General features: G+C 61.9%; 22 protein-coding genes. 14 read left to right on the forward strand and 8 right to left on the reverse strand.

All coding sequences use genetic code 11. The features are described from left to right. Positions 1 to 53: 53 nt before the first annotated feature. Positions 54 to 698 carry an MBL fold metallo-hydrolase gene (locus ABIE40_RS12965; RefSeq protein ID WP_130277852.1) on the reverse strand — a complete coding sequence of 215 codons (645 nt, stop codon included), beginning with the start codon at positions 696 to 698 and terminating at the stop codon, positions 54 to 56. Between the two features lie 260 nt (positions 699 to 958). On the opposite strand from ABIE40_RS12965, the gene ABIE40_RS12970 reads away from it, so the two are divergent. The 5 genes from ABIE40_RS12970 (at position 959) to ABIE40_RS12990 (ending at position 5,063) form a co-directional block, all read left to right on the forward strand. Further along, positions 959 to 1,576, forward strand: a complete 618-nt coding sequence (locus ABIE40_RS12970) for a DUF1236 domain-containing protein (RefSeq protein WP_112719308.1) — start codon at positions 959 to 961, stop codon at positions 1,574 to 1,576. Positions 1,577 to 1,854: 278 nt separating this feature from the next. Next, on the forward strand, positions 1,855 to 2,373 hold the full coding sequence (locus tag ABIE40_RS12975) for a MarR family winged helix-turn-helix transcriptional regulator (protein WP_112719309.1): 519 nt from the start codon (positions 1,855 to 1,857) through the stop codon (positions 2,371 to 2,373). Beyond that, positions 2,374 to 3,072, forward strand: coding sequence for a response regulator (locus ABIE40_RS12980; protein WP_199627055.1), 699 nt, complete (start codon positions 2,374 to 2,376; stop codon positions 3,070 to 3,072). 28 nt (positions 3,073 to 3,100) lie between these two features. After that, positions 3,101 to 4,477, forward strand: a complete 1,377-nt coding sequence (locus tag ABIE40_RS12985; RefSeq protein ID WP_199627057.1) for an ATP-binding protein — start codon at positions 3,101 to 3,103, stop codon at positions 4,475 to 4,477. A gap of 7 nt (positions 4,478 to 4,484) precedes the next feature. Continuing rightward, positions 4,485 to 5,063, forward strand: coding sequence for a DUF1349 domain-containing protein (locus tag ABIE40_RS12990; RefSeq protein ID WP_199627059.1), 579 nt, complete (start codon positions 4,485 to 4,487; stop codon positions 5,061 to 5,063). A 20-nt stretch (positions 5,064 to 5,083) separates the two neighbouring features. Here the strand turns inward: ABIE40_RS12990 and ABIE40_RS12995 are convergent, their stop codons facing one another. The 5 genes from ABIE40_RS12995 to ABIE40_RS13015 form a co-directional block, all read right to left on the reverse strand. Next, positions 5,084 to 5,281, reverse strand: a complete 198-nt coding sequence (locus tag ABIE40_RS12995; protein WP_112719313.1) for a hypothetical protein — start codon at positions 5,279 to 5,281, stop codon at positions 5,084 to 5,086. 55 nt (positions 5,282 to 5,336) lie between these two features. Next, positions 5,337 to 5,678: a tRNA-binding protein gene (locus ABIE40_RS13000; protein ID WP_112386281.1), complete on the reverse strand. Its 342-nt coding sequence runs from the start codon at positions 5,676 to 5,678 to the stop codon at positions 5,337 to 5,339. Positions 5,679 to 5,686: 8 nt separating this feature from the next. Next, positions 5,687 to 6,505 carry a pyrroline-5-carboxylate reductase gene (gene proC / locus ABIE40_RS13005; RefSeq protein ID WP_199627061.1) on the reverse strand — a complete coding sequence of 273 codons (819 nt, stop codon included), beginning with the start codon at positions 6,503 to 6,505 and terminating at the stop codon, positions 5,687 to 5,689. Between the two features lie 5 nt (positions 6,506 to 6,510). Then, positions 6,511 to 7,011, reverse strand: coding sequence for a type III secretion system chaperone family protein (locus tag ABIE40_RS13010; RefSeq protein WP_112719315.1), 501 nt, complete (start codon positions 7,009 to 7,011; stop codon positions 6,511 to 6,513). Between the two features lie 396 nt (positions 7,012 to 7,407). Further along, complete coding sequence (locus ABIE40_RS13015; RefSeq protein ID WP_112719316.1) at positions 7,408 to 7,668, reverse strand: accessory factor UbiK family protein; 261 nt, start codon at positions 7,666 to 7,668, stop codon at positions 7,408 to 7,410. Positions 7,669 to 7,860: 192 nt separating this feature from the next. Between ABIE40_RS13015 and lgt the strand changes: the two genes are divergently transcribed. The 7 genes from lgt to ABIE40_RS13050 all read left to right on the forward strand — a co-directional run bounded on the left by lgt (position 7,861) and on the right by ABIE40_RS13050 (position 14,490). Then, complete coding sequence (gene lgt / locus ABIE40_RS13020; RefSeq protein WP_199627063.1) at positions 7,861 to 8,709, forward strand: prolipoprotein diacylglyceryl transferase; 849 nt, start codon at positions 7,861 to 7,863, stop codon at positions 8,707 to 8,709. Positions 8,710 to 8,730: 21 nt separating this feature from the next. Beyond that, complete coding sequence (locus ABIE40_RS13025; protein WP_199627770.1) at positions 8,731 to 9,831, forward strand: class I SAM-dependent methyltransferase; 1,101 nt, start codon at positions 8,731 to 8,733, stop codon at positions 9,829 to 9,831. 100 nt (positions 9,832 to 9,931) lie between these two features. Further along, positions 9,932 to 10,726, forward strand: a complete 795-nt coding sequence (gene pgeF / locus ABIE40_RS13030; RefSeq protein ID WP_199627070.1) for a peptidoglycan editing factor PgeF — start codon at positions 9,932 to 9,934, stop codon at positions 10,724 to 10,726. Positions 10,727 to 10,730: 4 nt separating this feature from the next. Continuing rightward, positions 10,731 to 11,882 carry a M24 family metallopeptidase gene (locus tag ABIE40_RS13035; protein ID WP_199627072.1) on the forward strand — a complete coding sequence of 384 codons (1,152 nt, stop codon included), beginning with the start codon at positions 10,731 to 10,733 and terminating at the stop codon, positions 11,880 to 11,882. Positions 11,883 to 11,981: 99 nt separating this feature from the next. Next, positions 11,982 to 12,821, forward strand: coding sequence for a hypothetical protein (locus ABIE40_RS13040; RefSeq protein ID WP_199627074.1), 840 nt, complete (start codon positions 11,982 to 11,984; stop codon positions 12,819 to 12,821). 105 nt (positions 12,822 to 12,926) lie between these two features. After that, the gene (locus tag ABIE40_RS13045) at positions 12,927 to 13,859 is read left to right on the forward strand and encodes a ribose-phosphate pyrophosphokinase (RefSeq protein ID WP_130277841.1); all 933 of its coding nucleotides are present in this window, start codon (positions 12,927 to 12,929) and stop codon (positions 13,857 to 13,859) included. A 124-nt stretch (positions 13,860 to 13,983) separates the two neighbouring features. Beyond that, the gene (locus ABIE40_RS13050) at positions 13,984 to 14,490 is read left to right on the forward strand and encodes a Kazal-type serine protease inhibitor family protein (protein WP_354541077.1); all 507 of its coding nucleotides are present in this window, start codon (positions 13,984 to 13,986) and stop codon (positions 14,488 to 14,490) included. 53 nt (positions 14,491 to 14,543) lie between these two features. Here ABIE40_RS13050 and ABIE40_RS13055 read toward each other — a convergent pair whose 3' ends face one another. Both ABIE40_RS13055 and ABIE40_RS13060 read right to left on the reverse strand, forming a co-directional pair. Beyond that, the gene (locus ABIE40_RS13055; RefSeq protein WP_199627076.1) at positions 14,544 to 16,139 is read right to left on the reverse strand and encodes a hypothetical protein; all 1,596 of its coding nucleotides are present in this window, start codon (positions 16,137 to 16,139) and stop codon (positions 14,544 to 14,546) included. A 95-nt stretch (positions 16,140 to 16,234) separates the two neighbouring features. Continuing rightward, positions 16,235 to 18,331 carry a putative bifunctional diguanylate cyclase/phosphodiesterase gene (locus ABIE40_RS13060; protein WP_199627078.1) on the reverse strand — a complete coding sequence of 699 codons (2,097 nt, stop codon included), beginning with the start codon at positions 18,329 to 18,331 and terminating at the stop codon, positions 16,235 to 16,237. A 316-nt stretch (positions 18,332 to 18,647) separates the two neighbouring features. Here ABIE40_RS13060 and ABIE40_RS13065 point away from each other — a divergent pair, with 316 nt between their 5' ends. After that, positions 18,648 to 19,256 (forward strand): 50S ribosomal protein L25/general stress protein Ctc, encoded by a 609-nt coding sequence (locus ABIE40_RS13065; protein ID WP_112719325.1) that lies wholly within the window; start codon positions 18,648 to 18,650, stop codon positions 19,254 to 19,256. A 192-nt stretch (positions 19,257 to 19,448) separates the two neighbouring features. After that, the gene (locus ABIE40_RS13070) at positions 19,449 to 21,806 is read left to right on the forward strand and encodes an EAL domain-containing protein (RefSeq protein ID WP_199627084.1); all 2,358 of its coding nucleotides are present in this window, start codon (positions 19,449 to 19,451) and stop codon (positions 21,804 to 21,806) included. Positions 21,807 to 21,826 lie beyond the last annotated feature (20 nt).

Consider the following 21,826-nt stretch of genomic DNA (forward strand, 5'->3'; position numbering starts at 1 on the left):
CGCCCGATCCGATATAAAGAAAGCGCCGCTCATCGAGCGGCGCTTTTCGTTTGTCAAATGCCCTGCAGGAACGGGTTGTTGCGCCGCTCGTCGCCGATCCGGCTCCCCGGCCCGTGGCCGCAGATGAAGCCGACATCGTCCCCCAGCGGCAGCACCTTGTCGCGGATCGAAGCCATCAGCTGGTCGTGGTCCCCGCCCGGCAGATCGGTGCGCCCGATCGAACCGTTGAACAGCACGTCGCCGAGATGGGCGAAATTCTGCGCGCGATTGACGTATATCACATGCCCGGGCGCATGACCCGGCGTATGATAGACCTCGAACTCGTGATTGCCGAACGACACCTTGTCGCCGTCTTCCAGCCAGCGGTCCGGCTCGACATTCTTGAGACCGGTGATCCCGTATTTCAGCTGCTGTGTCTCGATCCGCTGCAGCAGCGGCAGATCGTCCTTGTGCGGACCGACAATATCGATCCCCAGCGCCGCCTTGAGATCCTTGGCGCCGCCGGCATGGTCGAGATGGCCATGCGTCAGCCAGATTTCCTTGATCTTGAAGCCGTTCTCCTCGACCACCTTGACGATCGTCTCGACGTCGCCGCCGGGATCGACCACTACCCCCTCCTTGGTGTCAGGATCGAAAAGCACGGTGCAATTCTGCTGAAACGGTGTCACCGGAATGATTCCGGCCTGTAGCATACCCATTGGCGCCTCTTATGTTCTCTACCCGCCCCTATAGTCTGAATGGCGAGTGACGAAAGCAAGTTTTTATCGGCGCCTCACACCAAAGAGACAGGCTGTAACAACAGTTTATGACGGCGAAAAGCGCCTTCCGTTCCGATTTTTCCTTTGAGAATCAAACACCTGAAAGAACCTCCCGGCATGGTGGAAACAATAGGCTTACGCCTTTTGGAACCGGATGGTGAACGGTGCGTTTCCAGCCCGGTAAACAAGGAGAAATGCAAATGACCATGACGAGAAACATTTTCCTGGCAGGCGCCGTGCTTGTTGCAAGCGCGGGCTTTGCGCATGCGGAAATGGCCGCCACGGCCATCAACGATCTCAATGTCCGCGCCGGTCCCGGCCCGCAATACCCTTCCGTCGGCATCGCCACCCGCGGCTCGTCGGCCTATCTCGACGGCTGCATACAGGGCAGCCGCTGGTGCCGCGTCGATGTTAACGGCGTCCGCGGCTGGGTCTATGCCGAATATCTGCAGGTCCAGCATGAAGGCGCCCCTGTCGTCGTCGAGCAGAACCAGACGAGCCTCGGCGTCCCCGTCGTGACCTACGAGACGACGGCGAGCGTCGTTCCCGCCGAGCCGCAGCCCGGCCCCGGTGACGAGCTGCTCGGCCCGGTCGGAGACGTCGATGCGATCACGCCGCCGGCCGAAGTCCGCACCTATATCGACACCACGCCGGCGCAGACCGTGCAGCTCGGCGGTGATGTCGTCGTCGGTGCAGAGGTTCCGGCTGACGTGACCTTCCAGGAAGTCCCGAATTACGAATATCGCTACACCCGCATCAACGACCGCCCGGTGCTGGTCGATCCCGGTACCCGCCGCATCGTCTACGTCTATAACTGAGGCGGATGAGCGATCCGGAATGAAACAGAAAAGGCGGCCGCCTGGCCGCCTTTTCGCATTTCTGTGGACAAGTTTACTGCGAGGCGACTGTCTATCCACCGGCTCCCCGTACACTCAGCCTGTTGATTGTTGTCCCGATTGCGTTTTATCCACTGACGCACTGGGGAAAAATATGCGTTGTATTGGGAAGCGGAGACTGGCCGGGTTCGGGCGAAGACGAGCCTCGGTCCGAGCTCTGCAAGGTCCGGGAGCGCCGAGAGCGGCCCGGAACGCATGGGATGAGAAAGGGAAATGACGTGGCGCCACGACAGACCAGCGCGAAAGCGGCCAAGCCTGAGCCGCTGTCCACGCCGATGGAAAACAGCGGCATCATCGACTTCGAAATCATCGAGCTGTTCTTCTTCGCCTATCGCGATTTCGTCTCCGATCCGGACGCCATTCTCGAAAAAAGCGGCTTCGGACGCGCCCATCACCGGGTGGTACACTTTGTTAACCGTGAACCCGGCATGACCGTTGCTGATCTTCTGGATACATTGAAGATTACCAAACAGAGCCTCGCCCGAGTGCTCAAACAACTGATCGATTCAGGCTATATTAGACAAGTCGCGGGCCCGGAAGACCGGCGCCAGCGCAAGCTTTATCCGACAAAGACGGGGCGCGAACTGGCGCTTGCTCTGGCGGAGCCGCAATCGCGCCGCATTGAGAGGGCATTCGACAATGCTTCTCTTGAAACGCGCGAGAGCGTGAAGGCATTTCTGAGGGGCATGCGGGACAGGCAAACAGCGAAAGCGGACTGAATGGCGGGAAAGACAATCATTTCTGATGATGCGGCGCATCTGCTTGTCGTCGACGACGACACGCGCATCCGTGCACTGCTCAACCGTTACCTCACCGAGAACGGCTTCCGGGTGACCGTTGCTGCCGATGGCGCCGAGGCACAGCGCAAGCTTACCGGGCTCGATTTCGACCTGATCATCATGGACGTGATGATGCCCGGCGAATCCGGCATCGACGTGACGCGCGGATTGCGGGCGATCAAGAACGTTCCGATCATCATGCTGACAGCGCTGGCAGAGTCGGACAATCGCATCGCCGGCCTGGAAGCAGGCGCCGACGACTATCTGTCGAAGCCCTTCGATCCGCGCGAGCTGGTGCTGCGCGTCAACAACATCCTGCGCCGCAATGCCTCGGATGCGCCGAAGATCGAGCAGATCATGTTCGGCCCCTACACCTTCTCGCTGACCCGCAAGGAGCTGAAGAAGGCGGCCGAAGTGATCCGGCTGACGGATCGCGAACAGGAAATCATGCTGCTCTTTGCCCGGCGCGCCGGCGACACCATCCCGCGCCACGAGCTGATCGGCGACGACGTCGATGTCGGCGAACGCACGATCGACGTGCAGATCAACCGTCTGCGCCGCAAGATCGAGGATGATCCGGCAAATCCTGTCTGGCTCCAGACGGTTCGTGGTATAGGATACAGGCTGAGCATCGATTGATGCTCCGGACGTCAGGATCGCGACAGAGATGGTGACATTCGAAAGCCTGCGGCGCGAAGAGCGCTTGCCCGCCACCGGTTGGAAGTGGTTCACGCGCTTTCTCCGCCGCCGCCTGCCGACGGGCATCTATGTCCGCTCGCTGCTGATCATCATCATGCCGATGCTGCTTTTACAGTCGGTCGTCGCCGCCGTGTTCATGGAACGCCACTGGCAGATGGTGACGCAGCGCCTGTCGATGGCCGTGACGCAGGACATCGCCGCGATCATCCAGATCATCGATACCTATCCGCAGGATGCCGACTACACGGCCATCACCAAGATCGCCCGCGAGCAGATGAAGCTGCAGATCTCGATCGAGCCGGACGGCGACCTGCCGCCGCCGCGTGAAAAGCCGTTCTTCTCGATCCTCGACGGCATCCTCTCCGATGAGCTCAACGACCAGATCAAGCGCCCCTTCTGGATCGATACGCTCGGCGATTCCAGTCTCGTCGAAATCCGCATCAAGCTCGATGACAAGATTCTGCGTGTGCTGACCAAGCGCAACCAAACCTATGCGTCCAACACCCATATTTTCATCGTCTGGATGGTCGGCGCCTCGCTGGTGCTCATCGGCGTCTCGATCCTCTTCCTGCGCGGCCAGATAAGGCCGATCCAGGCGCTGGCGGCTGCCGCCGAGAGCTTCGGCAAGGGACAGAAGGCCGAGAACTTCTATCCGCGTGGCGCCGACGAAGTCCGCCGCGCCGGCCTTGCCTTCATCCTCATGCGCGAGCGCATCGAGCGGCAGATCGAGCAGCGCACGGCGATGCTGACGGGCGTCAGCCACGACCTCAGAACCATCCTCACCCGCTTCAAGCTGCAATTGGCGCTGGCCGGCAACAATCCCGACCTGCAGGGCATGGCCGACGACGTCAACGACATGCAGTCGATGCTGGAAGCCTACATGGCCTTCGCCCGCAGCGAGATCGAAGAGGATGTCGGCGAACTGAAGATCAGCGAGATGCTCGCCAAGATCGAGACCGATTTCGCCCTGCACGAAAAGAGCTTCAGCTATTCGATCGAAGGCGATGACGAGATCGTCGTGCGCCCCAATGCCTTCACCCGGCTGGTCACCAATCTCGCATCGAACGCCCGCCGCTATGCCAACTCGCTGAATATCGAGGCCAAGCATGGCTCCAAATGGCTGACGCTGACCTTCGATGACGACGGCCCCGGCATTCCCGAAAAGAACCGCGAAGACGTCTTCAAGCCGTTCTTCCGCCTCGACGAGGCCCGCAACCTCGATGATTCAGGCACCGGCCTCGGCTTGGCCATCGCCCGTGACATCGCCCGCAGCCATGGCGGCAACGTCACGCTTTCCGACAGCCCGCTCGGCGGCCTGCGCGCCGTCATCCGCGTTCCCGCGTGAGTTTCCGATGAGCAATTTCGAGGCAATGACCTGGCTCAACCCGCCGCCCTCGGCGGAAATCCGCAACGGCGCGCTGCAGGCCCGCTCCGGCGAGAAGACCGATTTCTGGCAAGGCACCTATTACGGCTTCCACCGCGATGACGGCCATTTCCTGCATCAGCAGCGCAAGGGCGATTTCACCGCCGAAGTCACCTTCTCCGGCCGCTACGAAGCGCTCTACGATCAGGCCGGCCTGATGATCCGTTCCGACGAGCGCCGCTGGATGAAATGCGGGATCGAATATACCGACGGCGCCATGCATTTCAGCACAGTCGTCACCAACAGCAATTCCGACTGGTCGGCCTTCCGCATCGACCACGCCTTCGCGCAGATGTCGGCCCGCGTCACCCGCAACGGCGACGCCCTTTTCATCCAGTACCGCACCGATGTCATGAAAGAATGGCGCATGGCGCGCCTTGCCTGGTTCGACCCCGCGATCGAACAGCTAATGGTCGGCCCCGCCTTCTGCTCACCGCAACGCGCCGGCTTCGAGGCAACCTTCCATTCCTTCACGCTGACCGACCCGGTCTCGCGCGACATTCACTGATCGCGTGGCTTCTGAGCTATTTATGGATCAGCGTCTGGAGGGAGCGTCTTCCCCTGTTCTTCGATCGTTGATCGGGCCAGCGCCTCGATCTCCTTTCGTCTCTGATCCGTCAGGCCGCTGACGACACCCGCATCCGACGCCTCGAATAGCGTGATGAAATCCTCCTCGTCTGTGTCGAGGAAGGCTCCGATCTTGGGAGTTCTTGCCATTGTCATCATCGCAGATCGCCCTCCAGACCCTATCGGGAAAGGTGTCAGTCAATGGGCGCCGACGTTACATCAACTTCTTGCCGTTGGGCACCGGCTTGTCCGTTGCCGCCAGCACGATCGCGCCGGCTTCGTCCTCGAAGCCGAGGGTCAGCACTTCCGAGCGGAAAGGGCCGATCTGGCGTGGCGGGAAATTGACGACGCCGAGGACCTGGCGGCCGACGAGGTTGTCGAGATTATAGTGCACGGTGATCTGCGCCGAGGACTTCTTGACGCCGATCTCGGGGCCAAAATCGATCAGCAGCTTGATCGCCGGCTTGCGCGCTTCCGGAAAGGGCGATGCCTCGATGACCGTGCCGACACGGATGTCGACGCGCTCGAAATCGGCATAGGTGATTTCGTCGGCCATGATCCGCCTCAGCCCGCCAGTTCCTGGGCGCGCGTGCGCGCGGCCTCGAGGGCCTCGTCGAACAGCGGCTGCATCCCCTTCTCGGCCATCAGCACGGAGAGTGCGGCAGCAGTCGTGCCGCCGGGAGAGGTGACGTTCTGGCGAAGCTTGGAAGCGTCGTCGGGGGACTGGTGGAGAAGTTCACCAGCCCCCGCGACCGTTTCCCGTGCAAGACGCATGGCGAGGTCCGCCTGCAGGCCAAGTTTACGGCCTGCCTCAGCCATGCACTCGACGAGATAAAACACGTAAGCAGGGCCGCTGCCCGACAGCGCCGTAACGGAATCGATGTCGGACTCGGCCGGAACCCACTCAACAGGACCGGATACGCGAAGAAGAGAATGAACGCGGTCGCGCTGTTCGGCGCTGACCTTGGCATTGGCGAAAGCGCCGGTGACGCCGCGGCCGACCATGGCAGGCGTATTCGGCATGGCGCGGACCATGGCGGCCTCGCCGAGATGCGTCTCGAGGAAACCGAGCGTCTTGCCGGCAGCGACCGAAACCACGACCGTGTTCGGCCCGACCGCATGCTTCACCGGCGGCAGCACCGCTTCCATCACCTGCGGCTTGACCGCGATGAACAGGACACCGGCCTTGAGATCGGCGGGAGCCGCCGTCACATGCGTCGCACCTGCATCCTCGATCGTCTTCATCATCGCCGGCGACGGGCCGGGATCGACGACGACCACGGAGGAACCGGGGACGCCGTTCTTCAGCCAGCCGGAGAGCATCGCGCCCCCCATATTGCCGGCACCGATGAGAACGATAGGATCTGCAGAGACGCTGGACATGAGAATTACGCTTCGCCGACGGTTTCGAAAAGGACGGCTTCCATCGCCTTGGCGGCATCGAGGCCGGACCAGATGACGAACTGGAATGCCTGATAATAGGCTTCGCAGGTATCGAGCGCGCTCGAAAGCAGCACTTCGACCTGACGGTTGGTGGGCTCTGCGCCGCCTGCGAGCAGCAGCGACTGGCGGAAGATGATCACGTCTTCCTGGCGCCACAGGTCGAAATGGCCCATCAGCACCTGGCCATTGATGGCAGCCAGAAGCTTGGTGACTTCGTTGACGCGATTTTCCGGCACCTTGATATCGAAGGCGCAACCGAGATGAAGAGCTTCAAACTCTTCCATCCAGGAAAAGGAGATGTGGTAATCGGCCCACTTCCCCTCGACCGTCATCGCGATCTCGTCCTCGCCTGACCGTTCAAATGCCCAGTCATTATTGGCGGCGACGTACTCGATCATATCGACCGGGTTCGACTGACGCTCGAATTCCAATTCCATCAGGCTCATGCAGCACCTTCTTGACCGGGAATGAATGCGACTGACTTGGGTCTACACAACACAAGAAAAGACACACGCAAATACCGGAACACCAATTCGATGACCCTTGAACCGCAACCCAGGCTTAACGCAGAAAACCTGCCTAGAGCTTACCGCCGTCCGGTTCGAATCATCATTTAAAATCAGTGTATAATCAGACCGGCGACAAGCCAGCCCCCGGTTGCCTTATTTCCCGAAAGGTACTGTGGACAGCTTCTCGAAATCGGATTCAGGAGGGGGATATAAATGACTCTGCCCATTGGCTTTTTTGGCAGTGTCCACAGGTGGATAAAGGCACCTGATTTTTTGGTCTGAGATGCGGCGTGTCGCAAATGCGCCACACCACATCTTGTAGCAAAACGGGAATTACTTCTTCTTGGCGGCTAGCTGCGCTTCGAGAGCGGCGACTCGTGCCAGCAGCGCATCGTTTTCGTCGCGCGCCTTGATCGCCATCTCGCGTACGGCCTCGAATTCCTCGCGCTTGACGACATCCATGCTGTTCAGCCAGCGCTCGGCCTGCGCGCTGAAGGCCGTCTCGACCTCCTTGCGCACGCCCTGAGCAGCACCGGCTGCATCGGTCATCAGCTTTGCGAATTCGTCCATGATGCGGTTTGCTCCAGTCGTCATGGCGGTTTTCTCCTTCGCACGACATGTTTCTTCAGGCTCGAAGCCTCTGAAATTGAGGTAGGGCTTCGCCGTTAAGGATGCAAGCGCTTTGCTCTGGATAAGAGCCCGCCTCGCCCTGCCCTGCCTCACAATCGACTTGACCGCCTCGTATCGCAACGCCATGGTCCGCGCACATCAACGGGTGGGAAAGCCTTGCCGACTGCAGCCAATCTCATGGCAATCATGCCATTTCCGGATATCGATCCGATCGCATTTTCGATCGGGCCGCTCGCTATTCACTGGTATGGCCTGGCCTATGTCGTCGGCATCATGCTCGGCTGGTTCTATGCGCGCCGCCTCGCCGGCAATGACAGCCTCTGGCCGGCAAACGCCTCGCCGATCACCAAGACGCAGCTCGACGACTTCGTTGTCTGGGCAGCCCTCGGCATCGTGCTGGGCGGCCGCATCGGCTATATCCTCTTCTATGATATGCCGGCGGTGATCGAGAGCCCGATCCGCGCCATCCAGATCTGGAACGGCGGCATGTCCTTCCATGGCGGCATCACTGGCACGACGCTCGCCATGATCCTGTTTGCCCGCAAGAACAACATCCCGATCTGGAGCCTATTCGACATCGTCGCCGGTGTCGTGCCGATTGGCCTGTTCTTCGGCCGCATCGCCAATTTCATCAATGGCGAACTCTGGGGCCGTCTCGCGGATGTGCCCTGGGCAGTTGTCTTCCCGAGCGGCGGTCCTTTTGCCCGTCATCCAAGCCAGCTCTATGAAGCCGGTCTCGAAGGCATCGTGCTGCTCTCGGTTCTGGCGCTTCTGATCTACGGCTTCCGCGCCCTGAAATCGCCGGGCCTCATTTCCGGCGTCTTCGTCTGCGGCTATGCGCTGTCGCGTATCTTCGTGGAATTCTTCCGCGAGCCGGATGCGCAGCTTGGCTATCTGCTCGGCACAGGCTGGCTGACCATGGGGATGGTTCTCTCCTTCCCGATGATCCTGCTCGGCCTCTGGGCGATCGTGCGCGCCCGCCGCCAGGTCGCGCTGCAGAACTAACGCAGACCGGACGTGACCACCATGACCACCGCACTCGGTGAAAAGATCAAGGCGATCATCCAGGCGAACGGCCCGATCAGCGTGACCGATTACTTCTCGCTGTGCCTCGCCGATCCCGAACACGGCTATTACCGTGTCCGCGAGCCCTTCGGCCGCTCCGGCGATTTCGTCACTGCCCCTGAAGTCAGCCAGCTCTTCGGCGAGATGATCGGCGTCTTTATCGTCCACGCCTGGCAGCAGCACGGCACACCGGCTGGTGTCCGCCTCGTCGAGATCGGCCCCGGCCGCGGCACGATGATGTCGGACATGCTGCGCGTCATCGCCCGCCTGGCGCCGCCGCTCTTCGAGAACATGAGCGTGCACTTGGTCGAGACCAGCGAGCGCCTGCGCGACGTCCAGAGCCAGACGCTGGAAGCCCATGAAGGCAAGATCGCCTGGCACAATGACTTTGACGAAGTACCGCCCGGTTTCACGCTGATCGCGGCCAACGAACTCTTCGACGCCATCCCGATCCGCCAGTTCGTCAAGACGCAGACCGGCTTCCGCGAGCGCATGGTCGGCCTCGGCGCCGACGACGAGCTTGTCTTCGCGGCGGGTGTCGCCACCATCGACCCCGCCCTCCTCCCGGATGGCGCCCAGTCGATGCCGACGGGCACGCTGTTTGAGTTCTCGCCCGCGCGCCAGTCGGTGATGCTCGCCATCTGCGAGCGTCTCAAGGCTTTCGGCGGCACCGCGCTTGCGATCGACTACGGCCACCTCGTCAGCGGCTTCGGCGATACGCTGCAGGCCGTTCGCATGCATGAATTCGATCCGCCGCTTGCCAATCCCGGTGAGGCCGACCTGACGAGCCATGTGGATTTCGAGCACCTTGCCCGCACCGCCGTTGGCGCCGGACTGCATCTGAACGGTGCGCTGCATCAGGGCGATCTCCTCGTCGGCCTTGGTATTCTCGATCGCGCCGCCGCGCTCGGCCGTGACCGCGAACCGCGCACGCAGCAGATCATCCAGAGCGCCGTGGACCGCCTTGCCGGCTCCGGCGAGGGCCGGATGGGCGAACTCTTCAAGGCCATGGCGGTCTCTTATCCCGCCGTCGACCTCATGCCTTTCCGCCCGGTGGATTGACAGAGCGCGCCGCCCTGCGTCAACATCCGGCGCAATCAACAATGCTTCACCGGACGATCCGGTGAACAATGAACCCGTTCTAAACACCCCGGAATCACTGATGCAAAACGCGGCTTCACCCGCACCGATCGAAAGCGCGCTGCTGCAACAGGCGGCGGGCGACGCGATCCGTCATGGCTACTTCACCCGCGAAGGCGGCGTCTCCGAAGGCCTCTATCGCGGCCTCAATGTCGGCCTCGGCTCGAACGACGACCGAGACCGCGTCAACGAGAACCGGAGGCGGGTCGCCGCCTGGTTCGGCCAGCCGCTCGAAAAGCTGGCGACCGTCCACCAGATCCATTCGCCCGACGCCGTCACCGTCGATGCCGATTACGACGGCGACCGCCCACAGGCCGATGCGCTCGTCACCGCCACACCCGGCATCGTGCTCGGCGTGCTTGCCGCCGATTGCGGCCCGATCCTGTTTGCCGACCCGGAAAACAAGGTTATCGGTGCCGCCCATGCCGGCTGGAAGGGCGCGCTGACAGGCGTGCTCGAAAACACGATCATTGCCATGGAGAAACTGGGCGCAAGGCGCGAGGCGATCGTCGCCTGCCTCGGACCATCGATCAGCCAGGCGAGCTACGAAGTCGGCCCGGAATTCGTCGAGCGTTTTGTCACACAGGACGCTGCCTACGCGCAGTATTTTATCCCGTCGGAAAAGCCCGGACATTCGATGTTCGACCTTCCGGGCCTCACCGTCGCTCGGTTGACGAAGGCAGGCGTTCGCGCCGAAAGCGTCGGGCTCTGCACCTATCCGGATAGCGAGCGCTTCTTCTCGTACCGCCGCACCACCCACAACAACGAGCCGGATTACGGCCGCCAGATTTCAGCGATAAGCATCAGGGAGATTTGAGACCATGGCACTGCACTTCGAACGGAGCGAATTCGCAAGCCGCCTCGCCCGCGTCACCGACCAGATGCGCGAGGAGAAGCTCGACGCCCTCCTCATCTTCGCGCAGGAAAGCATGTACTGGCTGACCGGTTACGACACCTTCGGCTACTGCTTCTTCCAGACGCTGGTCGTCAAGGCTGATGGCACGATGGCACTGATCACCCGCTCGGCCGATCTTCGCCAGGCCAAGCACACCTCGATCCTCGAAAACGTCCATGTCTGGGTCGACCGCGTCAACGCCGACCCGACGCTCGACCTCAAGAACCTGCTGGTCGAGATGGACCTGCTCGGCGCCCGCATTGGCGTCGAATATGACACGCACGGCATGACCGGCCGCGTCGCCCGCCTGCTCGATGCCCAGCTTGCGAGCTTCGGCCAGATCAGCGACGCCTCCTATCTCGTCAGCCGCCTGCGCCTGATCAAGAGCCCGGCCGAAGTCGCCTATGTGGAACGTGCCGCCGCACTCGCCGACGATGCGCTCGACCAGGCAATCCGCCTCACCAAGCCGGGCGCTGACGAAGCCGACATCCTGGCTGCGATGCAGGGCGCCGTCTTCAGCGGCGGCGGCGACTATCCGGCCAATGAATACATCATCGGCTCCGGCGCCGACGCGCTCCTCTGCCGCTACAAGGCCGGCCGCCGCAAGCTCGATGCCAACGACCAGCTGACGATCGAATGGGCAGGCACCTACGCCCACTATCACGTAGCGATGATGCGCACGATCGTCGTCGGCGAGCCGACCCACCGCCACCGCGAGCTCTACAGCGCCTGCCTGGAAAACCTGCAGGCGATCGAGACCGTGCTGAAGCCCGGCCACACCTTCGGCGATGTCTTCGACATGCATGCCAAGATCATGGACGAGCGCGGCCTTGCCCGCCACCGCCTGAACGCCTGCGGCTACTCGCTCGGCGCCCGCTTCTCGCCGTCCTGGATGGAGCACCAGATGTTCCATGTCGGCAATCCGCAGCCGATCGAGCCGAACATGTCGCTCTTCGTCCACATGATCATCGCCGATTCCGACAGCGGAACCGCCATGACGCTCGGCCAGACCTACCTGACGACGGCGGAGGGTCCGCGCACCCTGTCGCGTCACTCGCTGGACTTCCTCGGCGCCTGAGAGACTTCACCGGCAAGAATCCGGAATTGACACAAGACCATCCCCGCCCGCATAAACCTGGGCGGGGCTGATGCAAATGACGGAAGGAAAGCTGGAAGGATGACGCGATCGTTGACTGCGCCAGCACTTCTTGCATGCCTCGCCAGCCTGCTCGCCGCCTGCAACACGACCGACGCGATGACGCCGCTCGTCGATATCGGCGATTCCTCGATGCCGCCGCGCTCGTCGCCGGTCACCCAGCGCGAAGTCGAGCGCATGGCCGGATCGCAATCCCGCCAGGCCTTTGCAGCCGAACCGCAGGAAGGCTACCACCCCGCCTATAACCAGGCCTACCGCCCCGGCCCCGGCGCACCGCCGACGACCATGCAGGCGCAGGCCGATGCAATGTCGGCGCGGCCGCAGGCCTATCGCGCCCCGGAGGCCGTCGAGAGCGAGCCGCTCTCCAATGCCGAGGCCGAAGAACAGGATATGGGCGACCAGGCGCCGCCGCCGCACCGCCAGCAACAGCAGCCGCAGCAGCAAGAAGCACAACAGGTCGCCGCCATCGATCCGGTGGAGTCGGGCTCGACCCGCGGAAACACCGTCCGCTTCCTGCCGATCATCGGCGCCCCCGTTCAGGCCGTCACGCCGCTCTCGCGCCAGCTCGGCTCCGAGGCCCGTTCGCACGGCCTGTCGATCAAGAGCTCCACCGACAACAGCAGCGACTACATTCTGAAGGGCTATCTCTCCGCCTTCACCGACGAAGGCAATGTGACGGTGACCTATGTCTGGGATGTGCTCGACAGCAGCGGCGGCCGCCTGCACCGCATTCAGGGCGAGGAGAAGGTCCCCTCTGCCGCTCAAGACCCCTGGGCCGGCGTCCCGGCCTCGGTCATGCAGCAGATCGGCACCAAAACCATCGCCGAATTCAACGCCTGGCGCCAATCACAGGGCGGTTAGCAACAAGGTTTTTACAAATATCAAGCCCTGTGTCGCCTTTACGCTTGCATTCAGAAGCAAGCTGGCTAAAAAGCGCGGCTATCAGCAGACAATAGGCGGGCCAAAATGAAGGTTTTCGCAGGCAATTCGAACCGGCATCTCGCCGAAGCGATCTGCACCTATCTCAATGTGTCCTTGGGCAAGGCCAGCGTAAGAAGATTTGCCGACCAGGAAATCTTCGTCGAAGTTCAGGAGAACGTCCGCGGTGAGGACGTCTTCCTCGTCCAGTCGACGTCCTTCCCGACGAACGACCACCTGATGGAATTGCTGATCATGATCGACGCGATGCGCCGGTCTTCGGCACGCCGCATCACGGCCGTCCTTCCCTATTTCGGCTACGCCCGCCAGGATCGCCGCGCCTCCGGCCGCACACCGATCTCGGCAAAGCTCGTCGCCAACCTGATTACCGAAGCCGGCGCCGATCGCGTTCTGACGCTCGACCTGCATGCCGGCCAGATTCAGGGCTTTTTCGATATCCCGACCGACAACCTCTATGCGGTTCCGGTTCTGACGCGCGATATCAAGGCAAACTACGACACCAGCAACGTCACCGTCGTCTCGCCTGACGTCGGCGGCGTCGTGCGCGCCCGCGCGCTGGCAAAGCGCCTCGACTGTCTGCTGGCGATCGTGGACAAGCGCCGCGACCGCCCGGGCGAATCCGAAGTTATGAACATCATCGGCGAAGTCGAAGGCAAGGATTGCATCCTGATCGACGATATCGTCGATTCCGGCGGCACGCTCTGCAACGCCGCCGATGCCCTGCTCGCTCAGGGCGCGGCCAGCGTCACGGCCTATATCACCCACGGCGTCCTCTCCGGCGGTGCGGTCACCCGCATCACCTCGTCGAAGCTGCGCGAACTCGTGATCACCGACTCCATCCAGCCGACGACGGCTGTGCAGTCTGCCCACAATATCCGCGTCATCACGACCGCCAACCTGATCGGCGAAGCCATCAATCGCACGAGCCAGGAAGAGTCGGTTTCGAGCCTCTTCGACTGACGGTTCCATTCCCAATCAAATCGAAGCGGTGAAGTTGCATTTTGCGGCTTCATCGCTTTTGCCGTTTCGGCTAGTTTCGCCCCGTTGTGATTTGTTTTCGCACGGGGGAGCAGTTTTGACGAAAATCCGAAATCATCTGAAGACAGGCAAGCGGCTGGCGCTGGTGGCGCTCATTCCGCTATTGGCGGCCTGCACCGTCGAGGTTGATCAGGGCTATTCGCGGCCTCCACCGCGTCCGCGCCCGCCCGAGCCTCAGATGTGCACCATGGAATATGCGCCCGTCTGCGGTGAGCGCGGCGGCCGCACCCAGACCTTCGGCAATGCCTGCCAGGCCCGCAACAGCGGCTTCAGGATCGTCGGCCGCGGCGAATGCCGCCGCGAGCCCCCGCCCTTCCCGCGTCCGGAGCCCGATCGCCCCGGACGTCCCGATTGGCCCGGCGGCCCAGGCGGCCCGGGTGGCCCCGGCAGGCCCGACCGGCCGGATCGCCCCGAGCGTCCCGGCGGCATCTGCACCCGCGAATACCGTCCCGTCTGCGGCGAACGCGGCCGCCAGCAGCAGACCTTCCCGAACGCCTGCGAGGCAGGCAATGCCGGCTTCCGCATCATCGGCGGCGGCGAGTGCCGCCGGTAAGTCATCCGATCTGAAAGAAGAAAGGCCCGCTCTGAAGCGGGCCTTTTGCTTGATCAGGGCTTGGTCTCTTCGGAGGGCGTTGCCTCATCCGAAGGCGCCGTCTCATCGGACGGTGCCGCGTCATCGGAAGGAGCAGCGTCGTCTCCGGGAGCAGCCTCGTCGGAAGGCGCAGCGCCTTCGTCAGCCGCCGGCGCATCCGGTCCCTTGATCTGCTGGCCGTTGACGCTGACGGAGCCGTCGCTCGCGACATCGACATCCCAGCGCTGGGCGCCATCCGCATCCGGCTTGGCAAAGCCCTTGATCATCATCAGGCCGAAGGAGGCCTGGTTGAGATCCGGGTTGGTCTTTGCCAGTTCCTGAACTGCCGCGATGGTCTTGTCGTAGTCGCGCGCCACGATCGAGGCGTGCAGCTTGTAATCCTTCTGCGTATCGACGCGGCCCTCGAGCTCGCCGGACATCTCGACGTCATAGACGCCCGACTTGGCGCTGATCTTCGGGAAATCGACCTTCAGGATACCGCCCGGGAACAGCTTCTCGGCGGCCTGCTGGCCGGCCTTCTCGGTGTCACCCGCAGCCTTGCTGAAATCGACCTTCATGAACTCGTCGCCGAAGGCTGCGAAATCCATGCCGGGAACGCCGAACTGGATATCGAGCGCCTGCGGCAGGAAGGCCGTGTAGCCTGGCGGGATCAGCGCGCTGTCGAGCTTGACGTCGGCCGCATCCATGGCGACGCCGATGCGCGTCGCATTGCTCGGGCCATCGACCGTGAAGTGGTAGCCGAAGGACTTCGCGCCACCGCTGCCGACGGCGCTGGTGACGGCGAGATTGTTGAGCGTGATCGTTTCCTCAAGCGAGGTCAGCAGCGGAAAGGCCTTGCCGAGCATCTCCTTGAGCTTGGTTTCGCTCTCCTTGCTCAGTTCCTTCTGATCGGCGTGATCGAGAACGAAGAGCACCATCTCCTTCAGGTCCTTGGCAGCGATGCCATTGACCTTGGCGTTGAAATCCAGGCTGTCGGCCGAAAACTGGATCGGCGGCATGTCCTTGCTGCTCACCTGCTCGGCGAACGTCCCGAACCGGCCATTGGCGACAAAGTCCAGGCGCCCGGCCATCGCGCTGTCTGCCGAGCTCAGCTTGTAGACCATGTCGGCGAAGCTGGCGTTGACGGATTCCGTATCGGTCGTCGAGCTGAACTTCAGATCCTTGGCGCTGAAATCACCCGAGCGCAGGTAGCTGATCGCCGGATCGAAGACGGAAGTGAAATCCATCTGGGCGATCGAATAGGTGAAATCGGAGCGCTTGTCGTCCGGACCCTTGAAATGGCCGGTGACGTTGAAGTTGTTGTTGCCTTCAAGGTTCCACAGGCCGCTGTCCTGCGGCGTTGCGAACATCGTGAACGGCGTCAGGCCCTTGATCTCGAAATCCTGCTTCTTGACCTTGTCCAGGAGCTTGGCGAAATCGTAGGTGATCTCGTAGCGCGAGCCTGCCGGCTTGACGGTCACAGGCTGCTTCTTGGCGATATCGCCGGGCAGGAGATGGTTCAGATTGTCACGGATCGCATTGGCGCCGTCATGGCTGATATCCGCCGCCGACGCCCCCGTAGCCAAAGCCAGAACAATGGCGCTCGTCGCCGTGATAAGCCTGTGACGCATCTCGATAAACTCCCGTTGCCGCATGAAGGCGCGCATGTGAGATTGCCGCAGGCAAGATGTCAAGCCAGCCTCATCTGCGGGTTGATATTTTCTGTTCAGGCGGCCGCTGCGGGCTTGATGTCATCCACAACGATAACCTCAGGTTGAGGTTCCGCGACCTTGGCGGGCGCTTCGGCACCGACGATGGTCTCGATGCCGGCGCGCGGCACCGGCTTGCCGAACAGGAAGCCCTGCACCTGCAGGCACCCTTCCCGGCGCAGGAAGTCGATGTGATCCTCGTTCTCGACGCCTTCGGCGAGAACCGGAATGTCGAGACTTGCCGCCAGGATCAGCGTCGAGCGGACGATCGCCGCCGACTGCTTGTTGGTCACGACGCCATCGACGAAGGCCCGGTCGATCTTGATCTTGTCGAACGGGAAGCTCTGCAGCGTCGAAAGCGACGAGTAGCCTGTGCCATAATCGTCCATTGCAACCTTGATGCCCAGCGCCTTAAGGCGGCGGATCGCGTGCAGCGCATGCTGGTGGTCGGCGATGATGCCGGATTCGGTGATCTCGATCTCCAGCCGCGATGCGGGCAGACCGGTCTGCAGCAGGATTTCATGGACGATCTGCGGCAGGCGGTGGTCGCTCAGCTGCTGCGGCGCGACGTTGACGGCGATCCGGAGCGGGTTCGTCCAGGTCGCAGCCTCGGCGCAGGCGCTGCGCAGCACCCATTCGCCGAGCTCCAGAATGAAGCCGTTGCGCTCGGCGATCGGAATGAATTCCATCGGCGGAATATAGCCGCGCACCGGATGCTTCCAGCGCAGCAGCACCTCGAAGCCGACGACTTCGCGCGTCATCGTGTCGTTCTGCTGCTGATAGAAGAGTTCGAACTCGCCGCGCTTCAGGCCATCGCGCATTTCCATCGCCAGCGCATTCCGCTCGCGCGAGATCTGGTCCATCGATGCATCGTAGAAGCAGATGCTGTTGCTCGAGGTCGATTTCGCCCGGTACATGGCGATATCTGCCTGCGACAGGAGATCATCGATCGTACCCGCCTGCCCCGGGAAAGTGGAGATGCCGACGCTGGTGCCGACGGAAAGCGTCTGCCCCTCCCAGGAAACCGGTTCGGCGATGACATCGATGATCCGCTGCGCCAGCGCGGTGGCATCGGCGCGGATGAAATACTTGCTCATGACCGCCACGAATTCATCGCCACCGACGCGGGCCACGAACAGCATGTCATTGCTCAGATGCATCAGCCGGTCCGCAACCGCGCGCAAGACGGCATCGCCGGCCGCATGGCCGTGAACGTCGTTGATTTCCTTGAAGCGGTCGAGATCGAAGGACAACACCGCAATATTCGCCGTCATGTCCTTCGGGCGCTTGGTCAGCGCCGTGACATGCTCGTTGAAGGCCGCGCGGTTCGGCAGGTTGGTCAGCGGATCATGCAGCGACAGGTGACGGTAGCGCTCGACGGCCGCCTGGCTGGTCTGCAGGTCGATGACATAGGTGGAGGCACCAAGCGCCAGGATGACCACCATGACGGCGAGAACCAGGCCGGTCATGATGCCGACCGAGATCAGCTCGCCGGTGACCGGGATGGCGCTGTCGGGAACGATCGTCAGCCCGGCCATGCCGGTGAAATGCGTCAGCACGATCGCCAGGATCAGCGCCAGCGCCGAACCATGCTTGCAGAAACGGGTGACCGGCCGGGCGACGCGATTGGTGGCGATCGCACCGAAGATCGCCGCCGCAATCAGCGACGCCACGACATAGGGCTCGCTCCAGACCATGTGGCCGGCAACCTTGTAACCGGCGATCCCGACATAATGCATGCAGGCGATACCGAGACCGACGATCGCCCCGCCCGCTTCGATGAGCGCGCTCTTCGGCGTCAGCGCCGCGATCGAAAAGCCGATAACGCTAGCGGCAATACCGATAAACAGCGACAGCAGGGTCAGTTCCGGCTCATAGCCGTTGGTCGCCGGCGACTGATAGCCCAGCATGGCAACGAAATGCGTGGTCCAGATCGTCGAGCCGCCAACGAAGCCCGAGAGGAACAGCCAGTTATACTTCTGCAATCCCTCGGTCCGGCGTACCCGGCTGAAAAGCCGCATCGTCAGCACTGAGCCCAGCAGGCAGATCACCGTCGCAAAGACGAGATGCGGCAGGCTATGTTCGACTGTGATGCAGGAAATGATACGCAACATGGAAGTGACCGAGATTGAAACCGTGATCACCTATAGATATTCGCATGGTAGGATTCATTAATTGGCTTATGGAATGCGATTCCTTGGTTAAACAAACGTCAGATTTTACAACCACGCCAAAGAAAGCCACAACTACAAGGGCAAGAGGCTTCTGTGCCCTGCCCAGCTTGCGTTTCCGCCGCACATAGACTATAGCGCACGCGTCCGCACAGACACCCTTGGAGGCAATGCGGATGAGGCCGCCGGAAGGCACCTCCAGTTCCTGCCCGGCAGATGCCGGATTTGAACTCTCCATATAACCTCGAAAGGAAATGCCATGAGCCACGACACTTACGAGCTCAAGGCCGAGGCGCGCGAACGGGTTGGTAAGGGGTCCGCCCGTGAACTTCGCCGCAACGGTTTGATTCCCGCTGTCATCTACGGTGACAAGCAGGCCCCGATTTCTATTACGCTCAACACCAACGAGGTGACGAAGCGTATCCATGCCGGCGGTTTCATGACCACGGTTGCCACGATCGACGTCGGCGGCAAGAAGTACCAGGTTCTCCCGAAGGACTACCAGCTCGACCCGGTTCGTGACTTCACGATGCACGTGGACTTCCTCCGCGTTTCCGGCAACACGCAGGTTACCGTCGAGATCCCGGTTCACTTCATCAACGAAGAGAAGTCCCAGGGTCTCAAGATCGGTGGCGTTCTCAACATCGTTCGTCACGAAGTCGAAGTTCACTGCCCGGCAAACGCGATCCCGGAATTCTTCAATGTCGACCTGAGCGGCAAGAAGATCGGCGACAGCATCCACATCTCGGAAGTGACCCTGCCGAAGGGCGTTACCACGGTTATCGACCGTGACTTCACGATCGCCACCATCGTTGCTCCGGCAGCTGGCGTCGAAGAAGCCGCCGAAGAAGGCGACGCTGAAGCCTGATAAGCTTCCTATCAATTTGTAAAGCATAAGGCCCGCTTTCCACCCGGAAGGCGGGCCTTTTCATTTGCTGGCTACAACCGTTTCAGCAAGCTTTAACACATTCATGGAAGCATTCTCCCCAAAGTTATTGCCATACCGCCGTATATTAGAAGAGACGGCCGAAGAAGAAGCGGCCCGGGAGAAAACGGAACAATGAATAATTCCGTTGAAAACAGGTTTTTTGCGATCGTTTGCGGCGCGCTAATTGTATTTGTAGCCCCACTCTTCGTGCTTTTCCTTTTCCTCTCCTCCGAACGCGCCGACAAGGAAATCCGCGACCATATTTCCGTGTTGCTGGTCGCCAATTCGCAGGCGCTCGCCAAGCCGCTTTGGGATCTCGACGAAGACAGCGTCACGCAGATCTCCGCGACGATCGTTTCCCAGGGCGCCATCGTCAAGGTCGAGGTCCGCGACCAGTCCGGCCAGCTCGACGTCACCCAAAGCACCATTCCGAAGTCCTTCACCGGCGAGCTCGAGCAGGTCTCGCGCGCCATCATCTACAACAATGTCGATGGCCCGAAGAACCTCGGCAGCATCTCCGTCTACTATCCGAAGCTCGGCCTTTTCGCCGGTCTGAAGCATGAGGAAGTGGTCTTCATCTCGATCTTCCTTTTCGCCGTGCTCGCCGTCTTCGGCAGTGCGCTGATCGGCAACCGCATCTTCGTCATCCAGCCGCTGATGCGCCTGATCGCCGCTATCGAGGCCACCAGCCAGCTCGGCTCGCGCCACCATGTCGACTGGCAGTCCGGCGACGAGATGGGCCGCCTCGCCAGCAGCTTCAACGACATGCAGACCAAGCTGGAGCGCGAGGAAAAGGAGCTGAAGCTCGCCCACCGCCGCGCCACCGATATCTACGACCTGACGCCCGCCATGCTCTTCTCGCTCGACGAGGAAGACCGCATCACCGCCGTCAGCGACTACTGGCTGGTCGCCACCGGCTACAGCCGCACTGACGCTGTCGGCCGCAAGTTCGCCGAGCTCGTGACAGCCGATACCCGCGAGATCTTCCTGTCGCGCCGCAACACCGCCGAGGAAGGCGCGCTCGACGTCACCGTCAAGTTCAGATGCGCCGACGGCCGCGTCATCGACGTGCTGGTGCTGGAATCCAACGCCGCCACCGGCGGCACTGACAAGCTGTCGCTTTCCGTCATGACCGACGTGACCGAGCTCAAGGCCTCCGAAGACCGCAATCACCGCCAGGCGATCACCGATCACCTGACAGGCCTCCTGAACCGCCAGGGCTTCGAAGCCGTGCTCGACCGCAAGATTGCCGAAGCCGATGCAGCAGGCCAGGAACTTGCCTGCCTCTTCGTCGACCTCGACCGCTTCAAGTGGATCAACGACAATATGGGCCATGCCGAGGGCGACCGTGCGCTGCGCGAACTGGTCGACCGTTTCAAGACCCATCTGGCGCCGTCCGATGAGGCCGCCCGCCTCGGCGGCGACGAATTCGCCATCCTGCTGCCGGCCGCCGATGCCGAAAAGCGGGCGCGCGCCATGTGCGACCAGATCGCCACCATCTTCGACACGCCCTTCGGCCCCGACCTGCATCTCAGCGCCAGCGTCGGCGTCGCCATCTATCCGCGCCACGCCGCCAATGCCTCCGAGCTGCTGCAGAAGTCCGACATGGCGATGTATGCCAAGAAGCGCGACGGCAAGAATGGCGCCCGCCTCTTCGATGCCAGCATGCTCGACAAGGCCCGCGGCCGCGCCGAGATCGAAAGCTGCATCGAGGCAGGCCTCGCCGAAGACTGGTTCGAAGCCTATCTGCAGCCGATCGTCGGCCTGACGCATGGCAATATAGCCGGCTTCGAAGCGCTGATGCGCCTCAACCACCCGCAGAAGGGCCTGATGCCCCCTGCCGAGATCATCAACGTTGCCGAGGAGACCGCCAAGATCGTCCGCGTCGGCAATGTCATCATGGAAAAGGCGATCGCCAACCTCGCCCGCATCTCCCGCATCTCGGGCATGCAGGACACCTATCTGGCGATCAACTTCTCGCCGTTGCAGTTCGAGGCAGCCCTCCCCTCGCGGCTCGCCGGCCTGCTCGGCCGCCATGGCATCCGCCCGGAACGCATCGTCGTCGAAATCACCGAAGCCGTGCTGATGCACGACAATCCGCAGATCCGCATGATCGTGACGGAGCTGCGCCGCTTCGGCTGCCGCATCGCGCTCGACGATTTCGGCACAGGCTACTCGTCTTTGAGCTACCTCAATCGCTTCCCGGTTGATATCATCAAGATCGACCAGTCGTTCACCCGCGCGATCAACGACGCCAACGACAATGTCGGCCACAAGAGCCGCATGCTGATCGAGGCGATCACCACGCTGTCGCACAAGATGAACTGCACTGTGATTGCCGAAGGTATCGAGACCGAAGAGGAATGCCGCACGCTGCAGCAGATGGGGCTGGACTATGGGCAGGGCTATCTCTTCCACAGGCCGCAGACTGCAGCGCAGCTGATCGAGAAACTGAGCGGTGTGATCCCCTTCGTGGCGCGTGCCTCATAAAACCAACGACGGAGCCATGC

It is taken from the genome of Rhizobium sp. OAE497, assembly GCF_040546565.1.
GTDB lineage: Bacteria > Pseudomonadota > Alphaproteobacteria > Rhizobiales > Rhizobiaceae > Rhizobium.

Excerpts from the sequence above, each read along its gene's own strand:
- ABIE40_RS12970 (WP_112719308.1), top strand. The coding sequence starts at position 959 with ATGACCATGACGAGAAACATTTTCCTGGCAGGCGCCGTGCTTGTTGCA.
- pgeF (WP_199627070.1), top strand. The coding sequence starts at position 9,932 with ATGCAAAACGCGGCTTCACCCGCACCGATCGAAAGCGCGCTGCTGCAA.
- ABIE40_RS12990 (WP_199627059.1), top strand. The coding sequence starts at position 4,485 with ATGAGCAATTTCGAGGCAATGACCTGGCTCAACCCGCCGCCCTCGGCG.
- ABIE40_RS12995 (WP_112719313.1), bottom strand. The coding sequence starts at position 5,281 with ATGATGACAATGGCAAGAACTCCCAAGATCGGAGCCTTCCTCGACACA.
- ABIE40_RS13070 (WP_199627084.1), top strand. The coding sequence starts at position 19,449 with ATGAATAATTCCGTTGAAAACAGGTTTTTTGCGATCGTTTGCGGCGCG.
- ABIE40_RS13010 (WP_112719315.1), bottom strand. The coding sequence starts at position 7,011 with ATGAGCCTGATGGAATTGGAATTCGAGCGTCAGTCGAACCCGGTCGAT.
- ABIE40_RS13015 (WP_112719316.1), bottom strand. The coding sequence starts at position 7,668 with ATGACGACTGGAGCAAACCGCATCATGGACGAATTCGCAAAGCTGATG.
- ABIE40_RS12975 (WP_112719309.1), top strand. The coding sequence starts at position 1,855 with ATGAGAAAGGGAAATGACGTGGCGCCACGACAGACCAGCGCGAAAGCG.
- ABIE40_RS13060 (WP_199627078.1), bottom strand. The coding sequence starts at position 18,331 with ATGTTGCGTATCATTTCCTGCATCACAGTCGAACATAGCCTGCCGCAT.
- ABIE40_RS12980 (WP_199627055.1), top strand. The coding sequence starts at position 2,374 with ATGGCGGGAAAGACAATCATTTCTGATGATGCGGCGCATCTGCTTGTC.
- ABIE40_RS13025 (WP_199627770.1), top strand. The coding sequence starts at position 8,731 with ATGACCACCGCACTCGGTGAAAAGATCAAGGCGATCATCCAGGCGAAC.
- ABIE40_RS13045 (WP_130277841.1), top strand. The coding sequence starts at position 12,927 with ATGAAGGTTTTCGCAGGCAATTCGAACCGGCATCTCGCCGAAGCGATC.
- ABIE40_RS13035 (WP_199627072.1), top strand. The coding sequence starts at position 10,731 with ATGGCACTGCACTTCGAACGGAGCGAATTCGCAAGCCGCCTCGCCCGC.
- ABIE40_RS13055 (WP_199627076.1), bottom strand. The coding sequence starts at position 16,139 with ATGCGTCACAGGCTTATCACGGCGACGAGCGCCATTGTTCTGGCTTTG.
- ABIE40_RS13040 (WP_199627074.1), top strand. The coding sequence starts at position 11,982 with ATGACGCGATCGTTGACTGCGCCAGCACTTCTTGCATGCCTCGCCAGC.
- ABIE40_RS12965 (WP_130277852.1), bottom strand. The coding sequence starts at position 698 with ATGGGTATGCTACAGGCCGGAATCATTCCGGTGACACCGTTTCAGCAG.
- proC (WP_199627061.1), bottom strand. The coding sequence starts at position 6,505 with ATGTCCAGCGTCTCTGCAGATCCTATCGTTCTCATCGGTGCCGGCAAT.
- ABIE40_RS13000 (WP_112386281.1), bottom strand. The coding sequence starts at position 5,678 with ATGGCCGACGAAATCACCTATGCCGATTTCGAGCGCGTCGACATCCGT.
- ABIE40_RS13065 (WP_112719325.1), top strand. The coding sequence starts at position 18,648 with ATGAGCCACGACACTTACGAGCTCAAGGCCGAGGCGCGCGAACGGGTT.
- ABIE40_RS12985 (WP_199627057.1), top strand. The coding sequence starts at position 3,101 with ATGGTGACATTCGAAAGCCTGCGGCGCGAAGAGCGCTTGCCCGCCACC.